The sequence below is a fragment of the Sediminibacterium sp. FW305-C-61 genome (assembly GCF_058231065.1).
Genome location: NZ_JBIQXR010000005.1, coordinates 67,874 through 91,034 on the forward strand (window position 1 = coordinate 67,874; position 23,161 = coordinate 91,034).

The 23,161-nt window shown below is 40.3% G+C and carries 16 protein-coding genes; 11 read left to right on the plus strand and 5 right to left on the minus strand.

Annotated features, from left to right (window positions below; translation table 11 throughout):
* The first annotated feature begins 55 nt into the window (after nt 1-55).
* The 8 genes from dprA (at nt 56) to ACH30E_RS13490 (ending at nt 12,299) form a co-directional block, all read left to right on the plus strand.
* Nucleotides 56-1,171, plus strand: coding sequence for a DNA-processing protein DprA (gene dprA / locus ACH30E_RS13455; RefSeq protein WP_490825388.1), 1,116 nt, complete (start codon nt 56-58; stop codon nt 1,169-1,171).
* 140 nt (nt 1,172-1,311) lie between these two features.
* Nucleotides 1,312-2,811, plus strand: a complete 1,500-nt coding sequence (gene guaB / locus ACH30E_RS13460) for an IMP dehydrogenase (protein WP_490825387.1) — start codon at nt 1,312-1,314, stop codon at nt 2,809-2,811.
* 87 nt (nt 2,812-2,898) lie between these two features.
* Nucleotides 2,899-4,458, plus strand: coding sequence for an apolipoprotein N-acyltransferase (gene lnt / locus ACH30E_RS13465; protein ID WP_490825386.1), 1,560 nt, complete (start codon nt 2,899-2,901; stop codon nt 4,456-4,458).
* Nucleotides 4,455-5,342, plus strand: coding sequence for an alpha/beta fold hydrolase (locus ACH30E_RS13470; protein ID WP_490825385.1), 888 nt, complete (start codon nt 4,455-4,457; stop codon nt 5,340-5,342). Before lnt ends, ACH30E_RS13470 begins: the two co-directional genes overlap by 4 nt.
* A gap of 14 nt (nt 5,343-5,356) precedes the next feature.
* On the plus strand, nt 5,357-7,978 hold the full coding sequence (locus ACH30E_RS13475; protein ID WP_490825384.1) for a T9SS type B sorting domain-containing protein: 2,622 nt from the start codon (nt 5,357-5,359) through the stop codon (nt 7,976-7,978).
* A 230-nt stretch (nt 7,979-8,208) separates the two neighbouring features.
* Nucleotides 8,209-10,845, plus strand: a complete 2,637-nt coding sequence (locus ACH30E_RS13480) for a PKD domain-containing protein (RefSeq protein ID WP_490825383.1) — start codon at nt 8,209-8,211, stop codon at nt 10,843-10,845.
* A gap of 61 nt (nt 10,846-10,906) precedes the next feature.
* Nucleotides 10,907-11,662 (plus strand): SDR family NAD(P)-dependent oxidoreductase, encoded by a 756-nt coding sequence (locus ACH30E_RS13485; RefSeq protein WP_490825382.1) that lies wholly within the window; start codon nt 10,907-10,909, stop codon nt 11,660-11,662.
* A gap of 148 nt (nt 11,663-11,810) precedes the next feature.
* Nucleotides 11,811-12,299 (plus strand): DinB family protein, encoded by a 489-nt coding sequence (locus ACH30E_RS13490; protein ID WP_490825381.1) that lies wholly within the window; start codon nt 11,811-11,813, stop codon nt 12,297-12,299.
* A 116-nt stretch (nt 12,300-12,415) separates the two neighbouring features.
* On the opposite strand, the gene ACH30E_RS13495 is transcribed toward ACH30E_RS13490, so the two are convergent.
* Entirely contained in the window at nt 12,416-13,339 is a 924-nt protein-coding gene (locus tag ACH30E_RS13495) for an NAD(P)H-dependent flavin oxidoreductase (RefSeq protein WP_490825380.1), read from the minus strand.
* A gap of 140 nt (nt 13,340-13,479) precedes the next feature.
* Complete coding sequence (locus ACH30E_RS13500; protein WP_490825379.1) at nt 13,480-14,472, minus strand: sugar phosphate nucleotidyltransferase; 993 nt, start codon at nt 14,470-14,472, stop codon at nt 13,480-13,482.
* 658 nt (nt 14,473-15,130) lie between these two features.
* Between ACH30E_RS13500 and glyA the strand changes: the two genes are divergently transcribed.
* A complete protein-coding gene (gene glyA / locus ACH30E_RS13505; protein ID WP_490825378.1) occupies nt 15,131-16,411 on the plus strand; it encodes a serine hydroxymethyltransferase in 1,281 nt (426 codons plus the stop codon).
* A 93-nt stretch (nt 16,412-16,504) separates the two neighbouring features.
* Nucleotides 16,505-16,912 carry a DUF4293 domain-containing protein gene (locus tag ACH30E_RS13510; protein ID WP_294993560.1) on the plus strand — a complete coding sequence of 136 codons (408 nt, stop codon included), beginning with the start codon at nt 16,505-16,507 and terminating at the stop codon, nt 16,910-16,912.
* Nucleotides 16,913-16,969: 57 nt separating this feature from the next.
* On the opposite strand, the gene uvrA is transcribed toward ACH30E_RS13510, so the two are convergent.
* Nucleotides 16,970-19,822 (minus strand): excinuclease ABC subunit UvrA, encoded by a 2,853-nt coding sequence (gene uvrA / locus ACH30E_RS13515; RefSeq protein ID WP_490825377.1) that lies wholly within the window; start codon nt 19,820-19,822, stop codon nt 16,970-16,972.
* A gap of 311 nt (nt 19,823-20,133) precedes the next feature.
* On the opposite strand from uvrA, the gene ACH30E_RS13520 reads away from it, so the two are divergent.
* Nucleotides 20,134-20,715, plus strand: a complete 582-nt coding sequence (locus tag ACH30E_RS13520; protein WP_294993554.1) for a sigma-70 family RNA polymerase sigma factor — start codon at nt 20,134-20,136, stop codon at nt 20,713-20,715.
* An 8-nt stretch (nt 20,716-20,723) separates the two neighbouring features.
* Here ACH30E_RS13520 and ACH30E_RS13525 read toward each other — a convergent pair whose 3' ends face one another.
* Together ACH30E_RS13525 and ACH30E_RS13530 are read right to left on the minus strand one after the other, a co-directional pair.
* Nucleotides 20,724-22,670 (minus strand): protein-disulfide reductase DsbD family protein, encoded by a 1,947-nt coding sequence (locus ACH30E_RS13525; RefSeq protein WP_490825376.1) that lies wholly within the window; start codon nt 22,668-22,670, stop codon nt 20,724-20,726.
* A 15-nt stretch (nt 22,671-22,685) separates the two neighbouring features.
* Nucleotides 22,686-23,138, minus strand: coding sequence for a protein-disulfide reductase DsbD domain-containing protein (locus ACH30E_RS13530; RefSeq protein WP_490825375.1), 453 nt, complete (start codon nt 23,136-23,138; stop codon nt 22,686-22,688).
* Between the last annotated feature and the right edge of the window lie 23 nt (nt 23,139-23,161).

Here is a 23,161-nt window from a genome sequence, read left to right on the forward strand (position 1 = left end):
GTTATTCTGAGTAAAAATCTATGCATTAATACCTGATCTTTTTGAACGGCATTTTTTGGACATTGCCGGGATGTATACACAGGAACAGATTTATCAATTATCGCTTACAAGAATACCGGATCTGGGCAGTATTCTTACCAGATACCTCATTGATCATTTTGGTTCAGCTACTGCCATCTTCAGTGCAAGGTTGAAAGACCTGGCTGCTGTGGAAGGAATTGGGACTTACAGGGCCGGACAGATAAAAAATTTTAAGGACCACTCTCTCGCCGAAAATGAACTCACAGCCATAGCAGCAAAAAATATTGAACTACTTTTTATTACTGATGAAAAATATCCGAGGAGACTTCGTAATTGTCCGGATGCACCATTGGTATTATTTTATAAAGGAAATGCCGACCTGAATCATAATAGAATGGTAAGTATTATTGGCAGCCGACATCACACTGAATACGGAAGATGGGCCACTGAACAACTGATTCAGGCATTGAAACCTTTTCAGGTAACTGTAATTAGTGGTCTCGCATACGGCGTTGATGCCATTGCACATAAAGCAGCCCTGCAACAAAAGATGGAAACCATTGGCGTATTGGCGCATGGTTTTAAAACTATTTATCCCGGACTTCACAAATCACTTGCATCGGAAATGATTGAGCGGGGCGGACTACTTACAGAATTTATGTTTGATGAATTACCTGATCGCCATCATTTCCCAAAAAGAAACAGAATTGTAGCTGGCATGTCTGATGCTACGGTGATTATAGAAACTGCCATTAAAGGAGGTAGTATGATAACGGCAGATCTGGCATTCCAATACAACCGTGATGTATTTGCCCTACCGGGTCGTATCAATGATGCCAAAAGCAGTGGTTGTTTACAGTTGATTGCTGAAAATAAAGCAACCCCTTTTATCAGTAGTACCCATTTTCTCGAAGCGATGGGATGGATGGAAATAAAAAAGAAAAAAAACACAGAAAAGAAATTATTCCACGAGCTCAGTTCGCAGGAACAAATCATTGTTGATTTACTTCAGGCAAAAGAGTCTCTTCACATTGATGAAATATACCTGCAATCCAAACTCAGTAATTCCGAAATGGCAGCAGCCATTCTTAACCTTGAATTACAGAATATCATACTCCCGCTTCCAGGGAAATATTTCAGGTTGAGTTAATAGACCATGGTCCATAGTCCATAGACCATAGCACTAAACTTTCTTTCTCTCCCATGGACCATGGACAATGGTCTATGGACTATCGTCTATGAAAAAAATCATTTTTTGGACTAAATATACCTTACGCACTATCTTTGCACATGGCAACAAGAAAATCTTCTCCCCGTAACACCGCTGCCGCTTCCAGGTTATTTGGCGAAGGGCTCACCTTCGATGATGTACTCCTGATGCCGGCTTACAGTGAAATCCTTCCCCGCGAAGTTGACATTCGTTCCCAGTTAACAAAAGCCATTACGCTTAATGTACCCATTTTGTCTGCGGCAATGGATACCGTAACAGAGGCTAGTTTGGCTATAGCCCTTGCACGTGAAGGTGGTTTAGGCATCCTGCACAAAAATATGAGTATTGAAAAGCAGGCCGAACAGGTTCGTAAAGTAAAAAGAAGTGAGAGTGGCATGATCATCGATCCGGTAACATTATTGGTTGATGCTACTATTGGCGATGCCCTTAAACTGATGAAAGAAAATAAAATCGGGGGTATTCCGATTGTTGATGCCGGCCAAAAACTGGTAGGTATACTCACTAATCGAGATCTGCGTTTTGAAACAGATAAGAAAAGAAAAGTGAAGGAAGTGATGACCAAAGAAAACCTCATCACGGCACCTGAAGGAACAGATCTTAGAAAAGCAGAAAAAATATTACGTTCTTATAAAATTGAAAAATTACCAGTTGTAAATAAACAAGGTAAATTAATCGGGTTGATTACTTACCGCGACATCATGCAACTAAGTAATTTTCCTAATGCCGTAAAAGATAATTTAGGCCGGTTACTGGTTGGTGCAGCGCTTGGTATCACCCGTGATCTCATGGATCGTGCATCAGCTTTGCAACACGTGGGAGTAGATGTAGTTACACTCGACAGCGCACACGGACATAGCAAGGGTGTAATGGAAGCCTTAAAAGCTTTGAGAAAAAATTTCAAAAACTTACAGATTATAGCAGGTAATGTAGGTACAGCCGAAGGTGCCAAAGCACTTGCTGATGCTGGTGCAGATTGCGTAAAAGTAGGTATCGGTCCGGGCTCTATTTGTACAACACGTATCGTAGCCGGCGCTGGTGTTCCCCAATTAACTGCCATTATGGAAGCTAGTCAGGCTTTAAAAACCAAAGGTATTCCTGTAATTGCCGATGGTGGTATTCGCTATACCGGAGACATGGTAAAAGCTTTAGCCGCAGGTGCCAATATGGTAATGATGGGAAGTGTATTTGCAGGTGTGCAGGAAAGTCCGGGAGACACCATTATTTATGAAGGAAGAAAATTCAAAGAATACCGTGGCATGGGAAGTTTAGGTGCCATGAGTCAGGGAAGCGGTGATCGTTATTTTCAGGATGTTGAAGACGATATCAAAAAATTTGTTCCGGAAGGTATTGAAGGACGCGTAGCTTACAAAGGAAGCTTAAGCGAAATCATTTACCAGTATGTAGGCGGCCTAAGAGCAGGTATGGGTTATTGTGGCGCTAAAAACATCAAAGCATTACAACAGGCAACTTTCGTGAAAATTACCAATGCGGGTATGAAAGAAAGTCACGCGCATGATATAGATATCACCAAAGAAGCCCCTAATTACAGCCGTAAATAAAAAATCACATACAGATAGAAAAGAGCGCCCATACAATGCGGCGCTCTTTTGTTTTTTATTCCGAACTTAGTTTCCAAATTTTCCAAGTTGAAAAAATCAGCCTTCATTCTAACAACGGTAAGTGGATTATTACTTTTTGCTGCATGGCCGGTATCGCCATTGATGCCCTTAATTTTTGTTGCATTGGTGCCACTGTTAATGGCGGCTGAAAAGACCAAAACAGCCGCAGGTTTTTTTGGCCTATCCTTCTGGGGTTTATTGGTATGGAATACAGGTACTACCTGGTGGATGTGGAACTCAACAGATGTAGGTACCATCGCGGCCATCATGTTTAACAGCATGCTGATGACATTTCCCTGGTGGGGTTATTTTCATTTGAAAAAGAAAGGAAAAATAGCCGGGTACTTTTCGCTCATTGCATTCTGGATGTGTTTTGAATATATTCATCACAACTGGCAATTGAGCTGGCCGTGGCTCACGGTTGGTAATGTATTCGCTGCTTATCCCGATACCGTTCAGTGGTATGAATATACGGGTGTACAAGGTGGTACTTTATGGGTAATGCTGATGAATATTTTGATGTATGAGGCATGGTTATCCTATCAGCAAAAAAACCTGCATAAAAAACTTGTATGGGCTATTGTAATCGGACTCACATTCCCATTACTCATTTCCTATTTTGTGAAACCAGTGTTACCGAGAGAAGTGAATCAGGCAAACCTGGTTATTGTTCAACCCAATGTTGATCCATATGGAAAATTTAATGCAGGAACTGGCGCAGAACAGATTCAATCCTTACTCAACCTAACCAAAGAAGCAATAGACAGTAATACCAGGATGGTATTATGGCCCGAAACAGCTATGAGTATTGCTGACTGGCAAAATAACATAAGCTATAATCCATATTACCAACCGGTTTTTGCATTCAGCAAAGAACACCCGGAAATAAGCCTTGTATCAGGAATTGAAACGTTCAAAAATTACGGACCCACCAAAGCTACGCCTACTGCAAGAGCAGGAGGAGATGGTAGTTATTATGATGCTTTTAATGCAGCGGTACATATTCAAAATGGACAACCCATTTCATTCTACAACAAAAGTAAACTTGTACCAGGTGTAGAATCGCTACCAACATTCCTCAATTTTCTTGCACCTGTTTTTGAGCAGTTTGGAGGTACAACAGGTGGTTATGGCAGATCAGCATCGGCTGCAGTATTTACTTCTCCAGGTAACAAATATATTGCTGCCCCAATTATTTGCTATGAGAGTGTATACGGAGAATATGTAGGTGAATATGTTCAAAAAGGCGCAAATATACTCACCATCATGACCAACGATGGGTGGTGGGGTAATACGCCAGGACACAAACAACATTTACAATACGCAAGACTAAGGGCTATTGAAACAAGGAAGTGGATTGCCAGAAGTGCCAACACAGGCATTTCTGCAGTTATAGATCCAACAGGTACTATTATTGAACGCCAACCCTGGAACAAAATGAGTACCATAAAATACAATGTACCAATTGTTACAGGTTCGACAGCCTATGTTAAGTGGGGTGATTATTTATACAAACTGGCAGTTGCGCTTAGCATTTTATTGATCCTATGGAAATTAAGTGGCAGGTTTATAAAACCACGTATATGATCTTAAAAAGCGCAAACTGGCCCGGAGGCACCATTACTTATAAAGTTTATGGACAAGGTATTCCCGTAGTATTGTTGCATGGGTTTGGAGAAGACAGCACTATCTGGGAGAAGCAGGTAGCGTTTCTTCAACATCATTGCATGTTGATAGTTCCGGATCTTCCTGGAACGGGGAACTCTGAATGGGAAGGGGTGAATGGTCAATTGTCAATGGTGAATGAGTGTGTGAATAGTGAATCGTCAATTGTCAATAATGCATCTCCATTCACCATTCACCATTCACCATTCACCGCTTCTATCGAGGAACTTGCGGAATCTGTTTATCATCTTTTAACAGCAGAAAAAATTGATGCTTGCTACCTGCTTGGGCATAGTATGGGAGGATATATTACCCTTGCATTTGCGGGTAAGTATGCATCCATGTTAAAGGGTTTTGGCTTAATCCATTCCACTGCATTTGCTGATAGTGAAGAAAAAAAACAAAACCGGTTAAGGGGTATTGAATTAATGGAACAATATGGGGGTTATTCCTTCCTCAAAAACACTATCCCCAATCTTTTTGGAGAAAAGTTTAAGAAAGAGCATTATAATGAAATAATATCACTGATAGAAAAAGCATCGTCCTTTTCAACACCTGTCTTACAGGCTTATTACAAGGCGATGAGGAACCGCCCCGACAATACTGCCATACTCAAAAGCAACCCTTTACCAGTACTTTTCGTAATGGGTACGGAAGATGTGGCTGCGCCATTAGATGATGTTTTAAAGCAAACCCATCTGCCATTAAAATCGTATATTCATATACTTGAGGAAATAGGACATATGGGCATGTGGGAAGCAACAGAAAGGCTTAATGAAATACTCAATAGATTCATTCAACAATAGTTTACCTACTTCTTATGAAGAAATTTTTCTTCATAATTATTTTTGCACTGAGTACACTCTCAGCTATGGCTCGCCATGTTGCTGGGGGTGAATTATATTATGAATACCTTGGGTCGGGGCCATCTCCTAATACCAGTACTTACCGCATTACCTTAAGACTTTTTAAAGACTGTGCTACTGTATCTCCTATTCTTGAAAATGAGCGTGTAAATGTGGGTATTTATGATAATGGCACATTAGTGAGTGAACTGTTTCTTCCCCTGCAGGGAACTATAGAGAAAATTCGTTTAAAAACAGAACTATTTCAATGTTTGGTAGGAAACCCTCAGGTTTGTTATGAGGTGGCAATATTTACGAATATAGTTTCATTACCTAATAATCAAAATGGCTATGTATTATCCAGGCTTGGTTGTTGCAGGGTAGATCGTATTTCAAACCTTGCTATCCCCTTGAGCGTTGGCAGTAATTATGTTACCCGCATTCCAGGAACTGCTGCACTTCCTGATGGAGAACATAACAGCAGTCCGCAGTTTCGTGTACGCGATACCGCATTGGTTTGCACAAACAAAAAATTTGTACTCGACTTTGGCGCTACAGATATTGATAATGATGTACTAACTTATTCTTTTTGTGAAGGTTTTACTGCAGCGAGTGGCAGTAATAATACAGCAGTACCCAGATCATTAACACTCGATCCATTATCCTATGCTGCTCCCTTCTCTGGAAGTCTACCGTTAGGCGATAAAGTAAGTATAGATCCGGTTAGTGGCATTATATCTGGGATTGCCCCTCCTGGTGGACAATATGTAGTAAGTGTATGCATCACAGAATGGCGCAACGGAAAACCGATTGCGGAACATAGAAAGGATTTTATCCTTAAAGTAGATGATTGTGATCTTATTGAAGCCGACCTTCCTGATAGAATTGTCAAGTGTGATAATAACACCGTTCTATTCCAGAATGGTTCAACTTCATCTGCCATTACTTCTTATGCCTGGGATTTTGGCGTACCTACTTCCCCTTTTAATTTTTCCTCACAAGCTACCCCAACATTTGTTTATGCCGATACAGGAAAATACATGGTTCGTTTAACGGTAACCGGTCCGGAAGGATGTATTGGAAACGACAGCACAGAAGTGTTGGTATATCCTGGTTTTAAAACCAATTTTACCAGTAGTGGTAGTTGTTTTCAAAATCCATATTCATTTACAGATGCAACTACAACTGTATTTGGCGTAGTAAATAAGTGGAAATGGAATTTTGGTGTAGATACAACACTTGCTGATACTTCAATCATTCGAAATCCATCGTATAAATATCCTGGTGGTGGCTTTAATGCGTCGGTTTTACTTGTATCTGAAAGCAGTAAGGGTTGTATAGACAGTTCAAGACAAATAATTGCTATTAGAGATAAACCCTTTATAGGTTTGCCTTTTAAAGATACCGTCATTTGTAGCATTGATAGTTTGAGAATACCTGTAACTGGCAACGGATCCTTTAACTGGGCACCTAATAGCCATATTCTTTTATCCAATACCAACAACCCGATTGTATTTCCCAAAGACACCAGTAAATATATTGTAACGATGCTGGAAAACGGTTGCATTAATACGGATACAGTTACAGTGAATGTGGTAGATTATATTTCTGTTCAACTTGGACCAGATACGACTATTTGTCAAACAGATGCATTTATATTACATCCTTCATCCATTGCGAGTTCTTATGTTTGGACACCTGCTGTATCGCTTAGTGATCCCAACATAAAAAATCCGACAGCAACACCAGTTACAACAACAACTTATACGGTTACCGGCAATCTTGGGAGATGTCAGGCAACAGATCAGATAACAGTAACCGTTGCCCCCTATCCAAAAGTTTCTATTCTTACCAATGATACCGTTATTTGTTATGGGAATCGGGTTCAATTATTGGCAAGTTATACGGGTACACATTTTCGTTGGTCACCTGCTCAGTCTCTATTAAATGGCACACTATTAAATCCGATTGCCGGCCCTACCCAAAACACTACTTATTTATTATCGGTTCGGGATACTACTTCCGGTTGTCCAAAGACCGTTATAGATTCCATACGAATTGGTGTAATCCCATTTATCAAAGTAAATGCCGGAAGGGATACCATTATTGTACCTGACCAGCCACTCCAATTACAGGCTACTGCTTCATCTGGTAATCAGTTTAACTGGCAGCCTCCATTGGGTTTAAGTAGTACGAATATCCTGAATCCTGTTGTTCATTTAGGGGATGATATTGATTCAATTATTTATCGTTTGCGTGTAACAGATCTTGGCGGTTGTTATGGAGAGGATGATATTAAAGTGAAAGTGTTCAAAGGGAAACCCGATATATTGTTACCAACTGCCTTTACGCCTAATGCGGATGGGCTTAATGATTTGTACAAACCGATTACCGTTGGAATAACCGATTTACAATATTTCAGGATTTATAACCGCTGGGGTCAGCTACTTTATAGTACCAGTGCATTAGGACAGGGTTGGGATGGAAGTTTTAAGGGCGTTCCCCAAGGGGCGGGCACTTATGTATATATGGCTCAAGGGAGTGATTATACAGGCAAAACCATCTTCAAAAAGGGCACAGTAGTGCTTATTCGTTAAAAGGTCTGGTTAAAACCGTTATTCAGGCAACAGTTTTACCGCCTTATGTGTCAAAATCATTGATTCGTCGAATATTTGATGAATAAAGCAGCAAAAAACTCCCCATATTAATCTTTCAGTAGCTGTTGTTAACCCGTTAAAAACAGCTACTGTTGATTTTGCAAATGGTAAGGGTTGTATTTTCACGGTATTATTGACAAATCCCTAATTGACATTGCCCGGATCAGTTCATGAAGAAACTAGCTATTTTATTATGTATTTGTTTCATTGCAGGATTTGCAAAAGCCAACCACCTGAAAGGAGGTTGGATACAATATGAATATTTGGGTGATGGTGCAGCGGCAAATACTTCAAAATATAGGATCACAGTTAGGCAATACCTTGATTCATCCTCTATGCCAAACCAAATTGACCAAAGTATTAACTTAGGGATATATAATCCCAATGGGGCATTATTTACACGAGTAGTAGTTCCTCTTTCCTTTTCGGAATTCCCATCAAAAAAATACTACGACCCCTGCATTAACCCTAACCCACCAGACCCTCGGGTAAATTATAGAATTGATAATTATGTGTTGACTATTGATTTGCCGAATCTGACAACTCCAACTGGCTACACGTTGGCTGTTCAAAGATGTTGCAGAATTGCGAACATCGTAAACGTTGTCAGCGGTGGAAGTAACACTGGTGTTACCTATACTACAACGATGCCAGGCGTATTAGGAGGTAATGATTATTTTAAAAATAGTAATCCTTCCTTCGTACAGAGAGATACTGTATTATTATGCTTCAGCGCTCCTTTCACTTTCGATTTTAGTGCAACTGATGCTGACGGAGATAGTTTGTCGTATTCATTTTGTGATGGTGTAAATACACCTACAGCTGACCCTAAGCCAGATATTCCTAGTCAACCACCTTACCCCCAAGTAACTTATTTACCTGGCTACAGTGGAACTACACCTTTAGGTAGTACTGTTTCAATAAACCCGATAACTGGTATTATTTCAGGTATAGCACCAGCAGCTACCGGAACTTACGTAGTATCAGTTTGTGTAAATGAATACAGAAATGGTGTTTTGATTGGTACAACAAGAAAAGAAATCCATGTTAATGTGGCAAACTGTTCTGTAGCAGCAGCGAGTTTAAAACCCTCCTATATTACTTGTGATGGTTTTACCATGAATTTCCAGAATGAATCAACTAGCGCAAACATCACTAGTTACCTATGGGATTTCGGTGAAGCAAATGTACCTGTATCTTCAAACCCTACTCCAACTCATACTTATGCGGATACCGGCACTTTCACACTTAAGCTAAAAGTAACCAATGCTGGTGGTTGCCAGGATTCAACTACTGCACAGGTTCGCGTATATCCAGGCTTTGTACCCAACTTCAATGTACAAGGCACCTGCTACCTCAACACGTATAATTTTATTGATGCAACAACTACTGCATATGGAGTGGTAAATAGCTGGCGTTGGGATCTTGGTGATCTTACTACAACAGCTGATACTTCTACCAGAAAAGATACTGCCTGGAAATATAGTTCCCCTCAGGCTGTTCAGGTTCGATTGATTACAACAAACAGTAAAGGTTGTATAGACACTATCGTTAAAACAGTAAACATATTAGATAAGCCCATTGTAAACCTTGCATTCCGCGATACATTAATTTGTAGTATTGATACACTACGACTCAATGCCACTGTAGGTAACGGTTCTGTAACATGGGTTCCGGACAGAGCAGCAAGTATCAGTCGAATGTCTGGCAACAACACGCCCAATCCATTAGTGTATCCGGTAGATACAACTCGCTATGTTGTAACGGTAAATGATAACGGTTGTATTAACACCGATACGGTCACTGTAAACGTGTTAGATTTTATTAAAGTAGAACTTGGTCCTGATACTTCCATCTGCAGAACAGATCAGTTTACACTAAGTCCCGAAAGCGATGCATTGAGTTATCAATGGACGGCTTCTACTGGTATACCAATAACTGCCAATAGTAAATACCCACAAGTTCAACCTCTAGTTAGTACTACTTATTATGTAACGGCCAATCTTGGTTATTGTCAGGATAGAGATTCCGTATTTGTATTGGTTGCCCCCTATCCGCAAGCAACGGTTCGTAGTGATACCATCATCTGCTTTGGTGACAGGGTTCAGTTGTCTGGAAATATTGTGGGAGCAGGTTTTGCCTGGTCGCCAACTAATTCGCTTATCAATGCCAATACATTGTTCCCGATTGCTGGTCCATCAAGAACTACCCAATATGTGTTAACAGCCATTGACACCATTGGCTGCGACCGACCAGTTTCAGATACGGTTACGATTGTAGTTACACCTCTCGTTAATGCCAATGCTGGCAGGGATACTTTTGTGGTAGCAGGAAGACCTATTCAGTTATCTGCCTCCGGAGGAATCAGTTATTTGTGGAGGCCAACCAGTTATTTAAATGACCCTACAACCGATGCACCAATAGCAACCATTCCGGAAACCGTAGATTCTATCCGGTACATCGCCCGTGTAACAAGTGCAGGCGGATGTTTTGCAGAAGATGATGTATTGGTGCGTGTTTTCAAGAACGGGCCAGATTTATACGTTCCAAATGCATTCACACCAAACGGAGATGGATTGAATGATATTATTCGTCCTGTTGGAGTTGGTATAGCACAATTGCAACATTTCCGCGTTTTCAACCGCTGGGGACAGCTCCTATATTCCACTTCAGAATTAGGCAAAGGATGGGATGGCACATTCAGTGGCGTAAAACAACCCGCAGGTACTTATGTCTATGAAGCTGTTGGAACTGATCAGTTGGGTAATCGGATTTACAGAAAAGGGACACTGGTATTGATACGTTAATGCAGTCCATGGTCCATAGTGAATAGACCATGGACTATGGTCTATTCACTATCTTTGCTTCATGAATAATATTATCCTCATTACAGGCGCTACATCTGGTTTTGGAAAAGCCATTGCATACAAATTTGCTTCGGTTGGTTGGGACTGCATCATTACGGGCAGAAGAGCAGACCGATTAGAGGAAATAGCAACTGATCTGCAAGAAAAATATTCGGTTAAAGTATTGCCACTCGTATTTGATGTGCAGAATCGCCAAAAAGTTACGGAAACAATCGGCAGTTTACCTGATGAATGGAAGCATATAGATGTCTTAGTGAACAATGCCGGATTAGCATTAGGAAGAGACAGTTTTGAAAATGCCAACCTTGATGATTGGGATACCATGATTGATACGAATGTAAAAGGACTCATGTATGTAACAAAGGCTGTTATTCCTTTTATGACGGAGCGAAAAAAAGGGCATATCATCAATATCGGTTCAACTGCAGGGAAAGAAGTGTACAAAGACGGCAATGCCTATTGCGCAAGTAAACATGCAGTAGATGCCATCAGCAAAGCCATGCGTATCGACCTGCTACCTTATCGAATAAAAGCAACCGCGATACATCCGGGTGCGGCAGAAACTGAATTTTCTATTGTAAGATTTAAAGGCGATGATGCTAAAGCAGATGCAGTATATGATGGCTACAAAGCATTACAGGCAGAAGATATTGCAGATATCACTTATTATACTGCCACATTACCTGAGCATGTTTGCATAAACGACCTGGTTGTTACCTGTGTATCGCAAGCGAATTCTTTTTACTTACAGAAATAGAGACAATTTGGAAATTTGGAAATACCACCTGCTTAAATTCATTTATCAATATTCATACTATATTGCTAATTTTAAATAAGCGTTTAATGCTTGGAGGAATAATCTCCTCCATTTCCAAATTTTCAAATTATCAAATTTTCAAATTATCATGTTCTCCTCCATCTCTCATTTTAAATCCATCTGGAACACAGAATCAGAAGCAACATTAAAGTGTTTACAGATGTTAACCGATGAAAGTCTGCAGGCTTCTTCATTTGGCGACTACAGAAACATTAAGCGAATGGTGAATCACATAATTGCCTGTGCCGATGGCATTCCCTGGGAAGCTACCCTACCCATTCAATTCGAGAAAAAAGAATATCATACAGTGCAAGACATGATTGCTGCTTATACCGCAGCTACCCATAAAGTTTTGTCGGGCATAGATCAATGGACCGACGATACATTACAGGAAGAAACACCCATGTATGGCGAAAGCTGGAAAAAAGGTTTTGCGCTTTGGGTAACAGTTGTTCACCAGATACACCACCGCGGACAATTAACCGTTTTAATGCGAATGGCCGGACTAAAAGTACCTGGTATTTATGGACCGAATGCGGAGGAATGGAAGACTTATAATTTGCCGGAGGCGGATTGATACAATTTGAAAATTAGTCAATTTGAAAATTTGAAAATGATTGCATTCATGGCTTCGCCATAAATTTAATTCGTCATGTAAAAGCTTTGCTTTTATATGACGAATTGTGCTCATTTTCAAATTCTCAAATTTTCAAATTCCGTCATTATTTCTTCCACAACTTCCTTCGCCGGTTTAATATCATGAATAATTGCGCTTACTTGTCCGATTTCTAGTTCACCTTCGTTCATATCTCCTTCAAACATGCCTTTCTTGGCTCGGGCACGACCTAATATAGTTTTGAGTTCTTCTTCTGATGCGCCTCTTAATTCTGCCTCTCTGATCTCTTGAGCGAATTTATTTTTTAATAGTCTCACTGGTACAACTTTCTTCATAGCAAGCTGCGTATCTCCTTCCTGGGCATTTACAATTGCTTCTTTAAATGCGAGGTGCGAAGAAGCTTCGGGTGTACACACAAAACGACTCCCTATCTGAACACCTTCTGCACCCAATATCATTGCTGCGAGCATTTGTCTGCCGGTAGCAATGCCACCTGCTGCAATTACAGGGATACTAACGGCTTCGCAAACAGCAGGTACTAAAACCATGGTGGTAGTTTCTTCGCGACCGTTATGTCCACCTGCTTCAAATCCTTCTGCCACTACCGCATCGCAGCCGGCTTCTTCAGCTTTTTTAGCAAACTTGCTGCTACTCACCACATGTACAACTTTGATTCCTTTTTCTTTTAAAATTCCTGTCCAGGTTTTAGGATTTCCTGCGCTGGTAAAAACGATGGGTACTTTTTCTTCCACAATAATCTGCATCAACTGTTCAATATCAGGATAGAGCAATGGCACATTTACACCAAAGGGTTTATCGGTAGCAGCCTTACATTTCTGAATATGTTCACGTAATACATCCGGATACATACTCCCAGCACCTAGCAGGCCAAGTCCACCGGCATTACTCACCGCACTGGCCAGTCTCCACCCACTTGCCCAAATCATGCCAGCCTGGATGAGGGGGTAGTGGGTGCCGAATAAGGTGGTGATTCTGTTCATTAATTTGAAAATTAGAGAATTTGAAAATTTGAAAATGACCGGATCGATTAATTTTAAGTACCCAAAATATATATTTTATACCCAATCATAAATAATTTGATTGAATCATTTTCAAATTTTCAAATTGCCTAATTTTCAAATTACCCAAAGTCTATCTCCGTATTATCACCAATATTCAAACTACGGCTGAGGCCTTTAACGGATGCGTCGCTGCCTATGAGGGAATTGTCGAGTACTACTTCATAGAGGTTGGTATAAGAACCAATAATGCTATCCCGAACTATGGAATGTTTGATGGTAGTATTTGCACCAATAGCCACATGTGGACCAATGATGGCATTGCTGATTTCACAACCAGGGGCAATACTCACAGGAGGAATAATAATGGTATCTTTAAAATTATGTCCGTCAGTAATGTTACCACCAAATTTTTTGAGTAATGTGGCATTACTTTCAAGTAGTGTTTCTTTCTTACCGCAATCGAACCAGTTCTTCACTTTAAAAGCCTGAAACTTTGCGCCTCTTTTAATCATACAATCTAACGCATCTGTAAGATTATACTCACCATAGGTTTTTATATCCTGTTTAAATATATGGTGAAGGCACTCGAATAAAAAATGGGTCTCTTTAATTTTATACAAGCCCACTAAAGCCATATTACTTTTCGGGATAGAAGGCTTCTCTACTACCTGTTCAATAAAACCTTCTTCATCAACAGATGCTACACCGAAATTGCGTGGATCATCTACTTTCTTAATTCCAAGCATGCTATATGGACTATTCACCACTTCCTTTACATCGTATTCGCAGATGGTATCACCTAATGCCACAAATACTTCATCGTCTCCAACAATACTCCTGGTAAGTTCTATTGCATGACCAGTACCCTGTCTTTCATTCTGGTAAACAAAATGAGCAACCATATCGGGATAGGTTTGCTTTACATAGTCTTGTATTTTTTCACCCAAATACCCAACAATAAAAATAAATTCATTAATGCCCGCTTCCCTGAGTTGATCTACGATATAACTGAGGATCGTTTTTCCTGCAATAGGTATCAGGGCTTTGGGTTGGGTATAGGTATGTGGCCTTAATTTGGTTCCGGCACCGGCAACTGGTATGATTGCTTTCATGGGAGGTTGTTTTTGATGAACCCGAATGCACTACGCTGTTAAATCATGTAAATATGACACTTCATCAAGAGGCCGAAAATAGGAAAATCTGAGCATTGAACAATTATTGTGGAAATTTAGCCGATTGAAAGTACCGAACGCTTTTTTACATTATCATTTATACATTAAACTGCCCATTTACACCATATAATATTACCATTAGCAGAAATGCTAAAACTACCCCTCAAAGCTGGAAATGAGCATCAGGTGTTGAAGGAAGGGGTACTGGCTATGGACCAGAACTGTCCGGGGAAAATTGGCTGCAAGCTGCAGGCCGCAAGCTGCAAGCCTTGATTCGTGCTTATTCTAAGCTTTCTGCTTTTAATGAAATTAAAGGTGGGCTTGCGAATTAGAAAATTTAAAGTCAGTTGCTTAAAGAAATATTTGGTTGTCGTAAATGCACTATCTGCTATTAATAGAACACGGATCTTCATGATTTTCAAGATCTATCATGATAAATCCTGAAAATCATGAAGATCTGTGTGCCATCATACGCGACACCTACAGCTCGCGGTTAAATTTCCCCGGACAGCAATGGCTATGGACCATCGACTATTGACCATGGTTTATGAGCTATAAGCTAGCCGCTAAATCCTATATTTGCACCAAATTTCATCACATGCAAAGAGACACCCTCGTATTCGACCTGATTAAACAAGAACTCGAACGTCAACGCCGTGGTATTGAACTGATTGCTTCTGAAAACTTTACCAGTTTACAGGTAATGCAGGCCATGGGTAATGTTATGACCAATAAATATGCAGAAGGTTATCCGGGTCGCAGGTATTATGGGGGTTGTGAAATTGTTGACCAGACAGAACAATTAGCCATCGATCGTTTAAAAGAAATTTTCAATATTGAATATGCCAACGTGCAACCACACAGTGGAGCACAGGCAAATGCAGCGCTGATGTTGGCAATCCTTCAACCAGGAGATGCCATACTCGGATTAGACCTCAGCATGGGCGGACACTTAACCCATGGCTCTGCAGTTAACTTCAGCGGAAAACTTTATCAACCTCATTTTTATGGCGTTAAAAAAGACGACGGATTGGTTGATTATGAAATGCTGGAAGAAAGAGCAAGAACCATAAAACCTAAATTAATTATTTGCGGAGCAAGTGCCTATAGCCGTGATTGGGATTATGCCCGTATCAGAAAAGTAGCAGATGAAGTAGGTGCATTTGTGATGGCTGATATTGCGCACCCTGCCGGACTTATCGCCAAAGGATTATTATCTGATCCTTTTGATCATTGTCATTTTGTTACTTCTACCACACACAAAACTTTACGTGGACCAAGAGGTGGCGTAATCATGATGAAAAAAGACTGGGAAAATCCTTTTGGACTGAAAGACGTTAAAGGAAATCTCCGTTTAATGAGTAACCTCATTGATATGGCCGTATTCCCTGGTACACAGGGTGGTCCGCTGGAACATGTTATCGCCGCAAAAGCTATTGCATTTGGTGAAATATTAACGCCTGAATTCCTAAGCTACCAGCAGCAGGTGCAAAAAAATGCACAGGCTATGGCTAAAGCATTTACCGACAGAGGATATCAAATCATTAGCGGTGGTACAGATAATCACCTGATGCTGATCGATTTGAGAAACAAAAACATCAGTGGTAAAAAGGCTGAACAGGTTTTAGGGCATGCAGATATCACCGCAAATAAAAATATGGTACCTTACGATGACAAAAGCGCATTTGTTACCTCAGGTATCCGTTTTGGCGTAGCTGCAATTACTACAAGAGGAATGATTGAAAAAGACATGGAATTTGTAGTAAATGCTATCGATACCAGCCTTATGAATGCCGATGACGAAACCAAACTGAAAGAAGTAAAAGCACAGGTAAACGAATTTATGAGCCAGTTTGTTTTATACCCGGAAATGAGCTAGAAAACAGAAGAATTTTTGAATTTTGAATTTTTGAATTTTGAATTTTGAATTTTGATTTTTGAAGTTGGTTTTCAAATTGATTAAATTTAAAGTATGATACAACGTGTACAAACTTTGTGGTTACTGGGTGCCAGTATTTGTGGGTTTGCTACTTTGAAACTACCATTTTATGTGGGTAGTGTAGGTACGGCACCTGCTGAATCATTTTCTGCTACCACCAACACATTGTTGATGATTTTAACTGTTGCGGTGGCTATTGTGTCGCTGGTAGCAATTTTTCTTTATAATAACAGACCACTTCAGCAACGTATTGGCTTAGCCGGATTTGCGATTAGCGTACTGAATATTATCCTCTACTTTGTATTCACAAAAAAGTATGATGTGGGTGCGATTGCACTAACTGCTGTATTCAGTTTTGCCATTCCTGCATTATTGTTAATGGCAATCCTTGCAATCAGAAAAGATGAAAAGCTGGTGAAGAGTGTTGACAGATTAAGGTAAAAACAAACCCTGCATATTTGTATGCCGCATCCGCTTTATGCAGATGCGGCATTTTTTTTAAAGGAACTTCGCAGTATAACTTTCTTTCACTTTTTTAATTCCTGCAGGAACACCAGCATATACCACCTGTCCGCCAGCATCCCCCGCATCCGGCCCCATATCTATCAGCCAGTCAGCCGATTTAATGACATCAGTATTGTGTTCAATCACTATAAGTGAATGACCTTGCTCTATCAGCGCCTGGAAGGATGCCAGTAACTTTTTGATATCATGAAAATGCAATCCGGTTGTAGGTTCATCAAAGATAAAAAGCATACGACCTGCGCCTTTTCCTTTACCCAGAAAACTGGCCAGTTTTACACGCTGTGCTTCTCCCCCACTTAGGGTATCGCTGCTTTGTCCGAGTTTGATGTATCCAAGACCTACATCGTGCAGCGGTTGTATTGCCTGGCGGATATTTTTTTCCTCAGCAAAAAATTCAAGGGCCTCATCAACACTCATATCCAGCACATCAAATATGCTTTTGTTTTTATAATGTACTTCCAGTACTTCTTCCTTAAATCGCTTACCACCGCAAACATCACAGGTTAAATGTACATCTGCCAGGAACTGCATTTCTACTACCTGTTCACCTTCTCCTTTACATGCATCGCAACGACCGCCATCTACATTAAAAGAAAAATGCTTGGCCTGAAAACCACGCATTTTCGCCAATCCCTGTTTGGAATAGAGATCCCTGATGGTATCATAAGCTTTTATATAAGTAATAGGATTACTTCTCGATGATTTACCGATTGGGTTTTGGTCAACTAGTTCGATCTGTGAAATGTATTCCGTATCGCCACTTATTTTTGTATGCAGCCCTACTTTCTCAGCGGGCTCGCCTTTCATTTTTCTTAACGCCGGGTAAAGTACCTGTTTTACCAGTGTTGTTTTACCGCTTCCACTAACACCACTTACTACACAAAGTGTATTTAATGGAAACTGTACCGTTATATTCTTCAGGTTATTTTGTGCTGCCCCCTCAACTGTTATAAAACGATTCCACTTTCTTACTACCGCAGGAATATCAATCTTTAGTTCGCCGGTAAGGTATTTACCTGTAAGGCTTTGAGGATTATGAATAATTTCATCGTAATTACCCGCAGCAATTACTTCCCCGCCAAGATGTGATGCCAAAGGGCCCATATCGATGATATGATCTGCCTCACGCATCATCATTTCATCATGTTCTACTACAACCACTGTGTTTCCTAAATCGCGCAATGATTTCAATACACCAATTAGTCTTTCGGTATCTCTTGAATGAAGACCTATAGAAGGTTCATCTAAAATGTATAAGGAATTGGTTAGGTTACTTCCAAGGCTACGTGTTAATTGAATACGCTGACTTTCACCACCACTTAAAGAATTAGCCAGCCGGTTTAAAGTCAGGTAACCCAAACCTACATCCAAAAGTGTTTGCAGGCGTTGGTGTACTTCCATTAAAATACGTTTGGCAATTTGCGCATCGTGATCGGAAAGTGTAAGGTTATTAAACCAGGTTTTCAGGTCGCGCACCTGCCATTCACAAAGTTCTCCGATATGCTTACCGCCCACTTTAACATAGAGTGCTTCTTTTCTTAACCGGTAACCATCACAACTGGTACAGGTTGTTCGTCCGCGGTAACGGCTAAGTAAAACCCGGTATTGAACTTTATAGAGGTTTTGTTCAACTTCTTTAAAAAAGTCATCAATACCATAAGCACTGCCAACGCCTTTCCATAGTTGCTGATATTGTTCTTTCGTTAATTCAGCTACGGCTTTATGAATGGGGAAACCAGCGGCACCTGCGGCTTTCACAAACTGATCTCGCCACCATCCCAGCTTTTCACCCTTCCAGGGTGCTACCGCTCCTTCATACACACTCAGTCTTCTGTCGGGGATAACGAGGTCCGTATCAATGCCTAATACCTGACTAAAACCTTCACAAACCGGACAGGCACCATAAGGGTTATTGAAAGAAAAAAGATTCGGTACCGGTTCTTCAAACACAATGCCATCAAGTTCAAAGCGATTACTGAAATGATGGAGGGTGGTTCCATTTACCTCAAGGTACATTTCACCTTCTCCCTCATAAAATGCTGTATTTATCGAATCTGATAATCGATGTAAGTCTTCTTCTTCAAAGGTTTTGGTAACGATTCTGTCAACTAGTACATAAACAGGAAAAGATGCATTGCTTTTCGTTTTTTTAACTGGCGTCAACTGTTGGTGAAGCTCTTTGTCGTTCAATGCCAATAAATCTTCAATCCGCAACACCTCACCCGCTGAATTTACTTTTGTCCAAATCCTCGAAAAACCTTTCTGCATCAGGATATTCAGCTCCTCCCTGGTATCCCGGTTAGCATGTTGTTTAAATGGCACCAGTATCAATACTTTCTCTCCGGCAGGCATTGCTTTAATTGCTGCGACCACATCTGTAACATCATCTTTCTTTACTTCCTTTCCACTAACAGGTGAGATTGTTTTACCTGCACGTGCAAAAAGCAGTCGGAGATAATCATAAATCTCGGTCATACTACCGACCGTGCTTCTAGGCGTTCTGGTTATAACTTTTTGTTCTATGGCTATAGCCGGGCAGAGCCCTTTAATGTAATCTACATCTGGCTTAATCATTCTTGCCATAAACTGACGGGCATACGCGCTTAAACTTTCTGCATAACGGCGTTGACCTTCTGCAAAAAGGGTGTCGATGGTGAGGGATGATTTCCCGCTTCCTGAAACACCGGTTACTACGATCAATTTATTTCTTGGAAAAGCTACCGTAACATTCTTCAGGTTATGCATACGGGCCCCTTTTACCAGGATATCGTCAGCATTACCTTTTAATTCCATTACCGTACCAGCCTCTTTCTTCTTTGTTGCCATAAGTGTAGCAATTTAGGTACAATAAGGAAATTTGAAAATTTGAAAATGGGCTAATTTGAAAATGAGGGGGCTTTAGACGCAAATTTTGCCTATACACAGGGTAGACCCGTAATCATTTTCAAATTATAAAACAAATGTGAAAAATGTGTATAACCATCCGCTTGAAAAACAATGTATCCACAAAAGAAAACCGGGTATAAAAGATGTATAATTTAACATAACCATTTTATCATCCGGTATTTATATCCGGGTGTAAGGTCAGGTTTTAATACCCAATATCCTGTTTTAACTGTCGATCAAAAGCCTTAACCATGAAAACATTAGACCAAGTGTCTGATATTGATTTAATACGTTCCTTCCAGGATGGAGATGCCAACTCATTTGAGGTATTGGTAAATCGTTATAAGGACAAGATATTCTCGTCCATCCTGTTTTTTGTGAAAGACAGTTATCTGGCCGAGGATCTATTTCAGGATGTTTTTATTAAAATCATCGATACATTAAAAAACCGCAGGTATACTGAAGAAGGTAAATTTCTTCCCTGGGCCCTGCGAATTGCCCATAATCTTTGTGTTGACTATTTCCGGAAAGTAAAAAGAGCACCTGCTATTAAAACCAGCGATAACCAGGATATTTTTGAACTGATTCAAATTGCTGATGAAGGTCCTGAAGCTAAATTGATGCGTGCACAAAGTCATGAGCGCGTACGCCGTATGCTTGATCTTTTACCGGATGAACAAAGAGAAATCATCGTTTTGAGGCACTATGCAAACCTTAGCTTTAAGGAAATTGCGCAAATCACCAATTGCAGCATTAATACTGCCCTGGGAAGAATGCGTTATGGCTTAATTAACCTCAGAAAAATGATGACGGAAAAACAGATTATCCTTTAATCCTGTTGTTATTGCTTGGCCGCCTCTTTACCACATTTCAACCATTCCACATATTTAGCAGCATCTGGTGTATACCCTACCGGATGATTTAGTAATCGCTCGGATGTATCCATGATTACATAGAGTGGTTGTGTTACCTGATTAAAGTTTTCAGCCTGAAAAGTGGCCCATTTATCACCAACGGTAATCAGTTGCTTTTGTTTTCCGTCAGCAGTTGTATAGGTAAACCTTTGTTCGATGGGTAATTTTTCCCGATCGTCGACATAAAGAGACACAAGGATAAAATTATCGCGGATATAGTTGTACACTTCTGGTTGGGTCCAAACATTTTCCTCCATCTTACGACAGTTTACGCATGCCCAGCCTGTAAAGTCTATCAGAAGAGGTTTATGCTGATCCTTCGCCATTTGCAATGCTTTCTCATAATCATTGATCACATTGGGTTCCAGTCCTTTTCCATGCACATTTTGTTTACCATATATACTGTAACTCAAAGGTGGCGGAAAGCCACTTAGTAATTTCAGGTTGGCATATTCTGTGGCAGTAACACCTGGTACCAGGTAAAGAGTAAACAGTAATGCTAGAACACCTACAAATTTCCTACCGGTGCTAATCTTCATTCCCTTATAATCATGTGGCAAACGAAGTATGCCAAATAAATACAGGGTTAAACCGATTCCTGTTAATATCCAGATACCGATGAACACTTCACGCTTGAGTATACCCCAGTGCATTACCAGGTCAGCATTTGAAAGGAATTTAAAGGCCAATGCCACTTCCACAAATGCGAGTACTTTCTTAACCGTGTCGAGCCAGCCACCTGATTTTGGCAGTGAGGCCAGCCAATTAGGGAACATGGCAAATAAAGCAAAAGGCAATGCCAGTGCAAGACCAAAACCGGCTAATCCGGATGTCAACTGCCAGGCACCTCCACTTAAAGATCCTACCAACAAAGAACCCAGAATTGGACCGGTACAGGAGAATGAAACAATTGCCAATGTAACAGCCATAAAGAAGATACCACCTAAACTTCCGAGTCCGCTTTTTGAATCAGCTTTACTCGCAATATTTGAAGGAAGGGTAAGTTCAAAAAAACCAAAAAATGAAATGGCGAATACAATAAAGATGAGGAAGAATATAATATTCAACCAGGAGTTGGTTGATATGCTGTTAAAAATCTCTGGCTGCACATTTCCTAATAAATGGAAAGGAACACTAGCCAAAACATAGATCAGGAAAATAAAAAAACCATACAGTAATCCGTTCCGTATTGCCTGTGCTTTATTAGATGCTTTCTTGGTAAAGAAAGAAACCGTAACAGGTATCATTGGAAATACGCATGGGGTAAGTAATGCGATAAGTCCACCAAGAAACCCAAGTAAGAAAATGGTCCATACGCCATTATCTGCTATCGGTGCGCTGTCTGCACCGCAATTATTTACCGGGCTGGCCAGATTGATGCTTGGAATTTTTATGCGGGCAGCAGAGGCTGTAATAGCTTTACCTCCCTCTAAAGTAACTTCACCCGTACTTTCTTCTGTTTTAAATTCATCGGCTTTTCTAAGACTTGAGCCAATGATTACAGGAAGTTTCTCAGGAACAAATCCTTTGATGCTAATACGCTGTACTACGGTAATGTCGCCGGTATAAACATTCAATGCTTGACCATCGAAAATGGGATCTTTTTCAGTAATCGCTTTTTGTTCCACTGAAGGTGCACCACTTAAACCCGTATTTTCATTCGAAAAACTAAATTTTAATGACTCAAGTCCTTCAACACTTGGATTGATTCCATAAAGAAACCAGCCAGCAGGAATGGAAGTTTTTGCGCTGATATCATAAACGCCTTCACTTATCTTTTTGGATGAAATTTTCCACTGCAACAAATTCGTTTCCTGAGAAAAAACCTGACTTGCTGTTAGGAAGAACAGCAATAAGCTTACAATTTTTTTCATCCTGATAAATGGGTCTTACAGAAGTTTAATATCAAATGTTTTTTTAGCGGGAGGTAAACACTGGGTATCATCGCAAACCATGTATTCAATAGTACCTGCGATATTAGTTTTAGCCTTGCCTTTAATCTTTACAGTTTGTACGTATTGTACTTTATTGGAGAGATACAATACATCTGTTTGAAAAATCTCATCGTAGATTTTTTCGACTTTACCAACTTCTTTCACCTCGCCTGTTTTAGTAACCAGCGGATTCGTTTTGAAAGTTACTTTGGTGGGTATTGGTCCACCCTTACCTGTTTTTTGGGAATAGATATGCCATTTACCCTGTATACTGGCAGAAAGTACTACTTCATAAGTATCCGCAGTTTTTTTCTTTGCTTCAAAAGTCCAGCTAACCGGATCCTTGATCTGAGCAGACAGGTTATTAACCAGCATTCCAAAAAATAAAATATAAAATAGCTTTTTCATACTGTTGTGGTTGTGTAGACGGT

Bases quoted from the DNA above. Each gene is read 5' to 3' on its own strand.
- ACH30E_RS13495 (WP_490825380.1), bottom strand. From the start codon at position 13,339: ATGAACAGAATCACCACCTTATTCGGCACCCACTACCCCCTCATCCAG.
- ACH30E_RS13525 (WP_490825376.1), bottom strand. From the start codon at position 22,670: ATGAAAAAAATTGTAAGCTTATTGCTGTTCTTCCTAACAGCAAGTCAG.
- ACH30E_RS13480 (WP_490825383.1), top strand. From the start codon at position 8,209: ATGAAGAAACTAGCTATTTTATTATGTATTTGTTTCATTGCAGGATTT.
- ACH30E_RS13520 (WP_294993554.1), top strand. From the start codon at position 20,134: ATGAAAACATTAGACCAAGTGTCTGATATTGATTTAATACGTTCCTTC.
- ACH30E_RS13485 (WP_490825382.1), top strand. From the start codon at position 10,907: ATGAATAATATTATCCTCATTACAGGCGCTACATCTGGTTTTGGAAAA.
- ACH30E_RS13500 (WP_490825379.1), bottom strand. From the start codon at position 14,472: ATGAAAGCAATCATACCAGTTGCCGGTGCCGGAACCAAATTAAGGCCA.
- guaB (WP_490825387.1), top strand. From the start codon at position 1,312: ATGGCAACAAGAAAATCTTCTCCCCGTAACACCGCTGCCGCTTCCAGG.
- ACH30E_RS13490 (WP_490825381.1), top strand. From the start codon at position 11,811: ATGTTCTCCTCCATCTCTCATTTTAAATCCATCTGGAACACAGAATCA.
- glyA (WP_490825378.1), top strand. From the start codon at position 15,131: ATGCAAAGAGACACCCTCGTATTCGACCTGATTAAACAAGAACTCGAA.
- ACH30E_RS13530 (WP_490825375.1), bottom strand. From the start codon at position 23,138: ATGAAAAAGCTATTTTATATTTTATTTTTTGGAATGCTGGTTAATAAC.
- ACH30E_RS13475 (WP_490825384.1), top strand. From the start codon at position 5,357: ATGAAGAAATTTTTCTTCATAATTATTTTTGCACTGAGTACACTCTCA.
- uvrA (WP_490825377.1), bottom strand. From the start codon at position 19,822: ATGGCAACAAAGAAGAAAGAGGCTGGTACGGTAATGGAATTAAAAGGT.
- ACH30E_RS13470 (WP_490825385.1), top strand. From the start codon at position 4,455: ATGATCTTAAAAAGCGCAAACTGGCCCGGAGGCACCATTACTTATAAA.
- ACH30E_RS13510 (WP_294993560.1), top strand. From the start codon at position 16,505: ATGATACAACGTGTACAAACTTTGTGGTTACTGGGTGCCAGTATTTGT.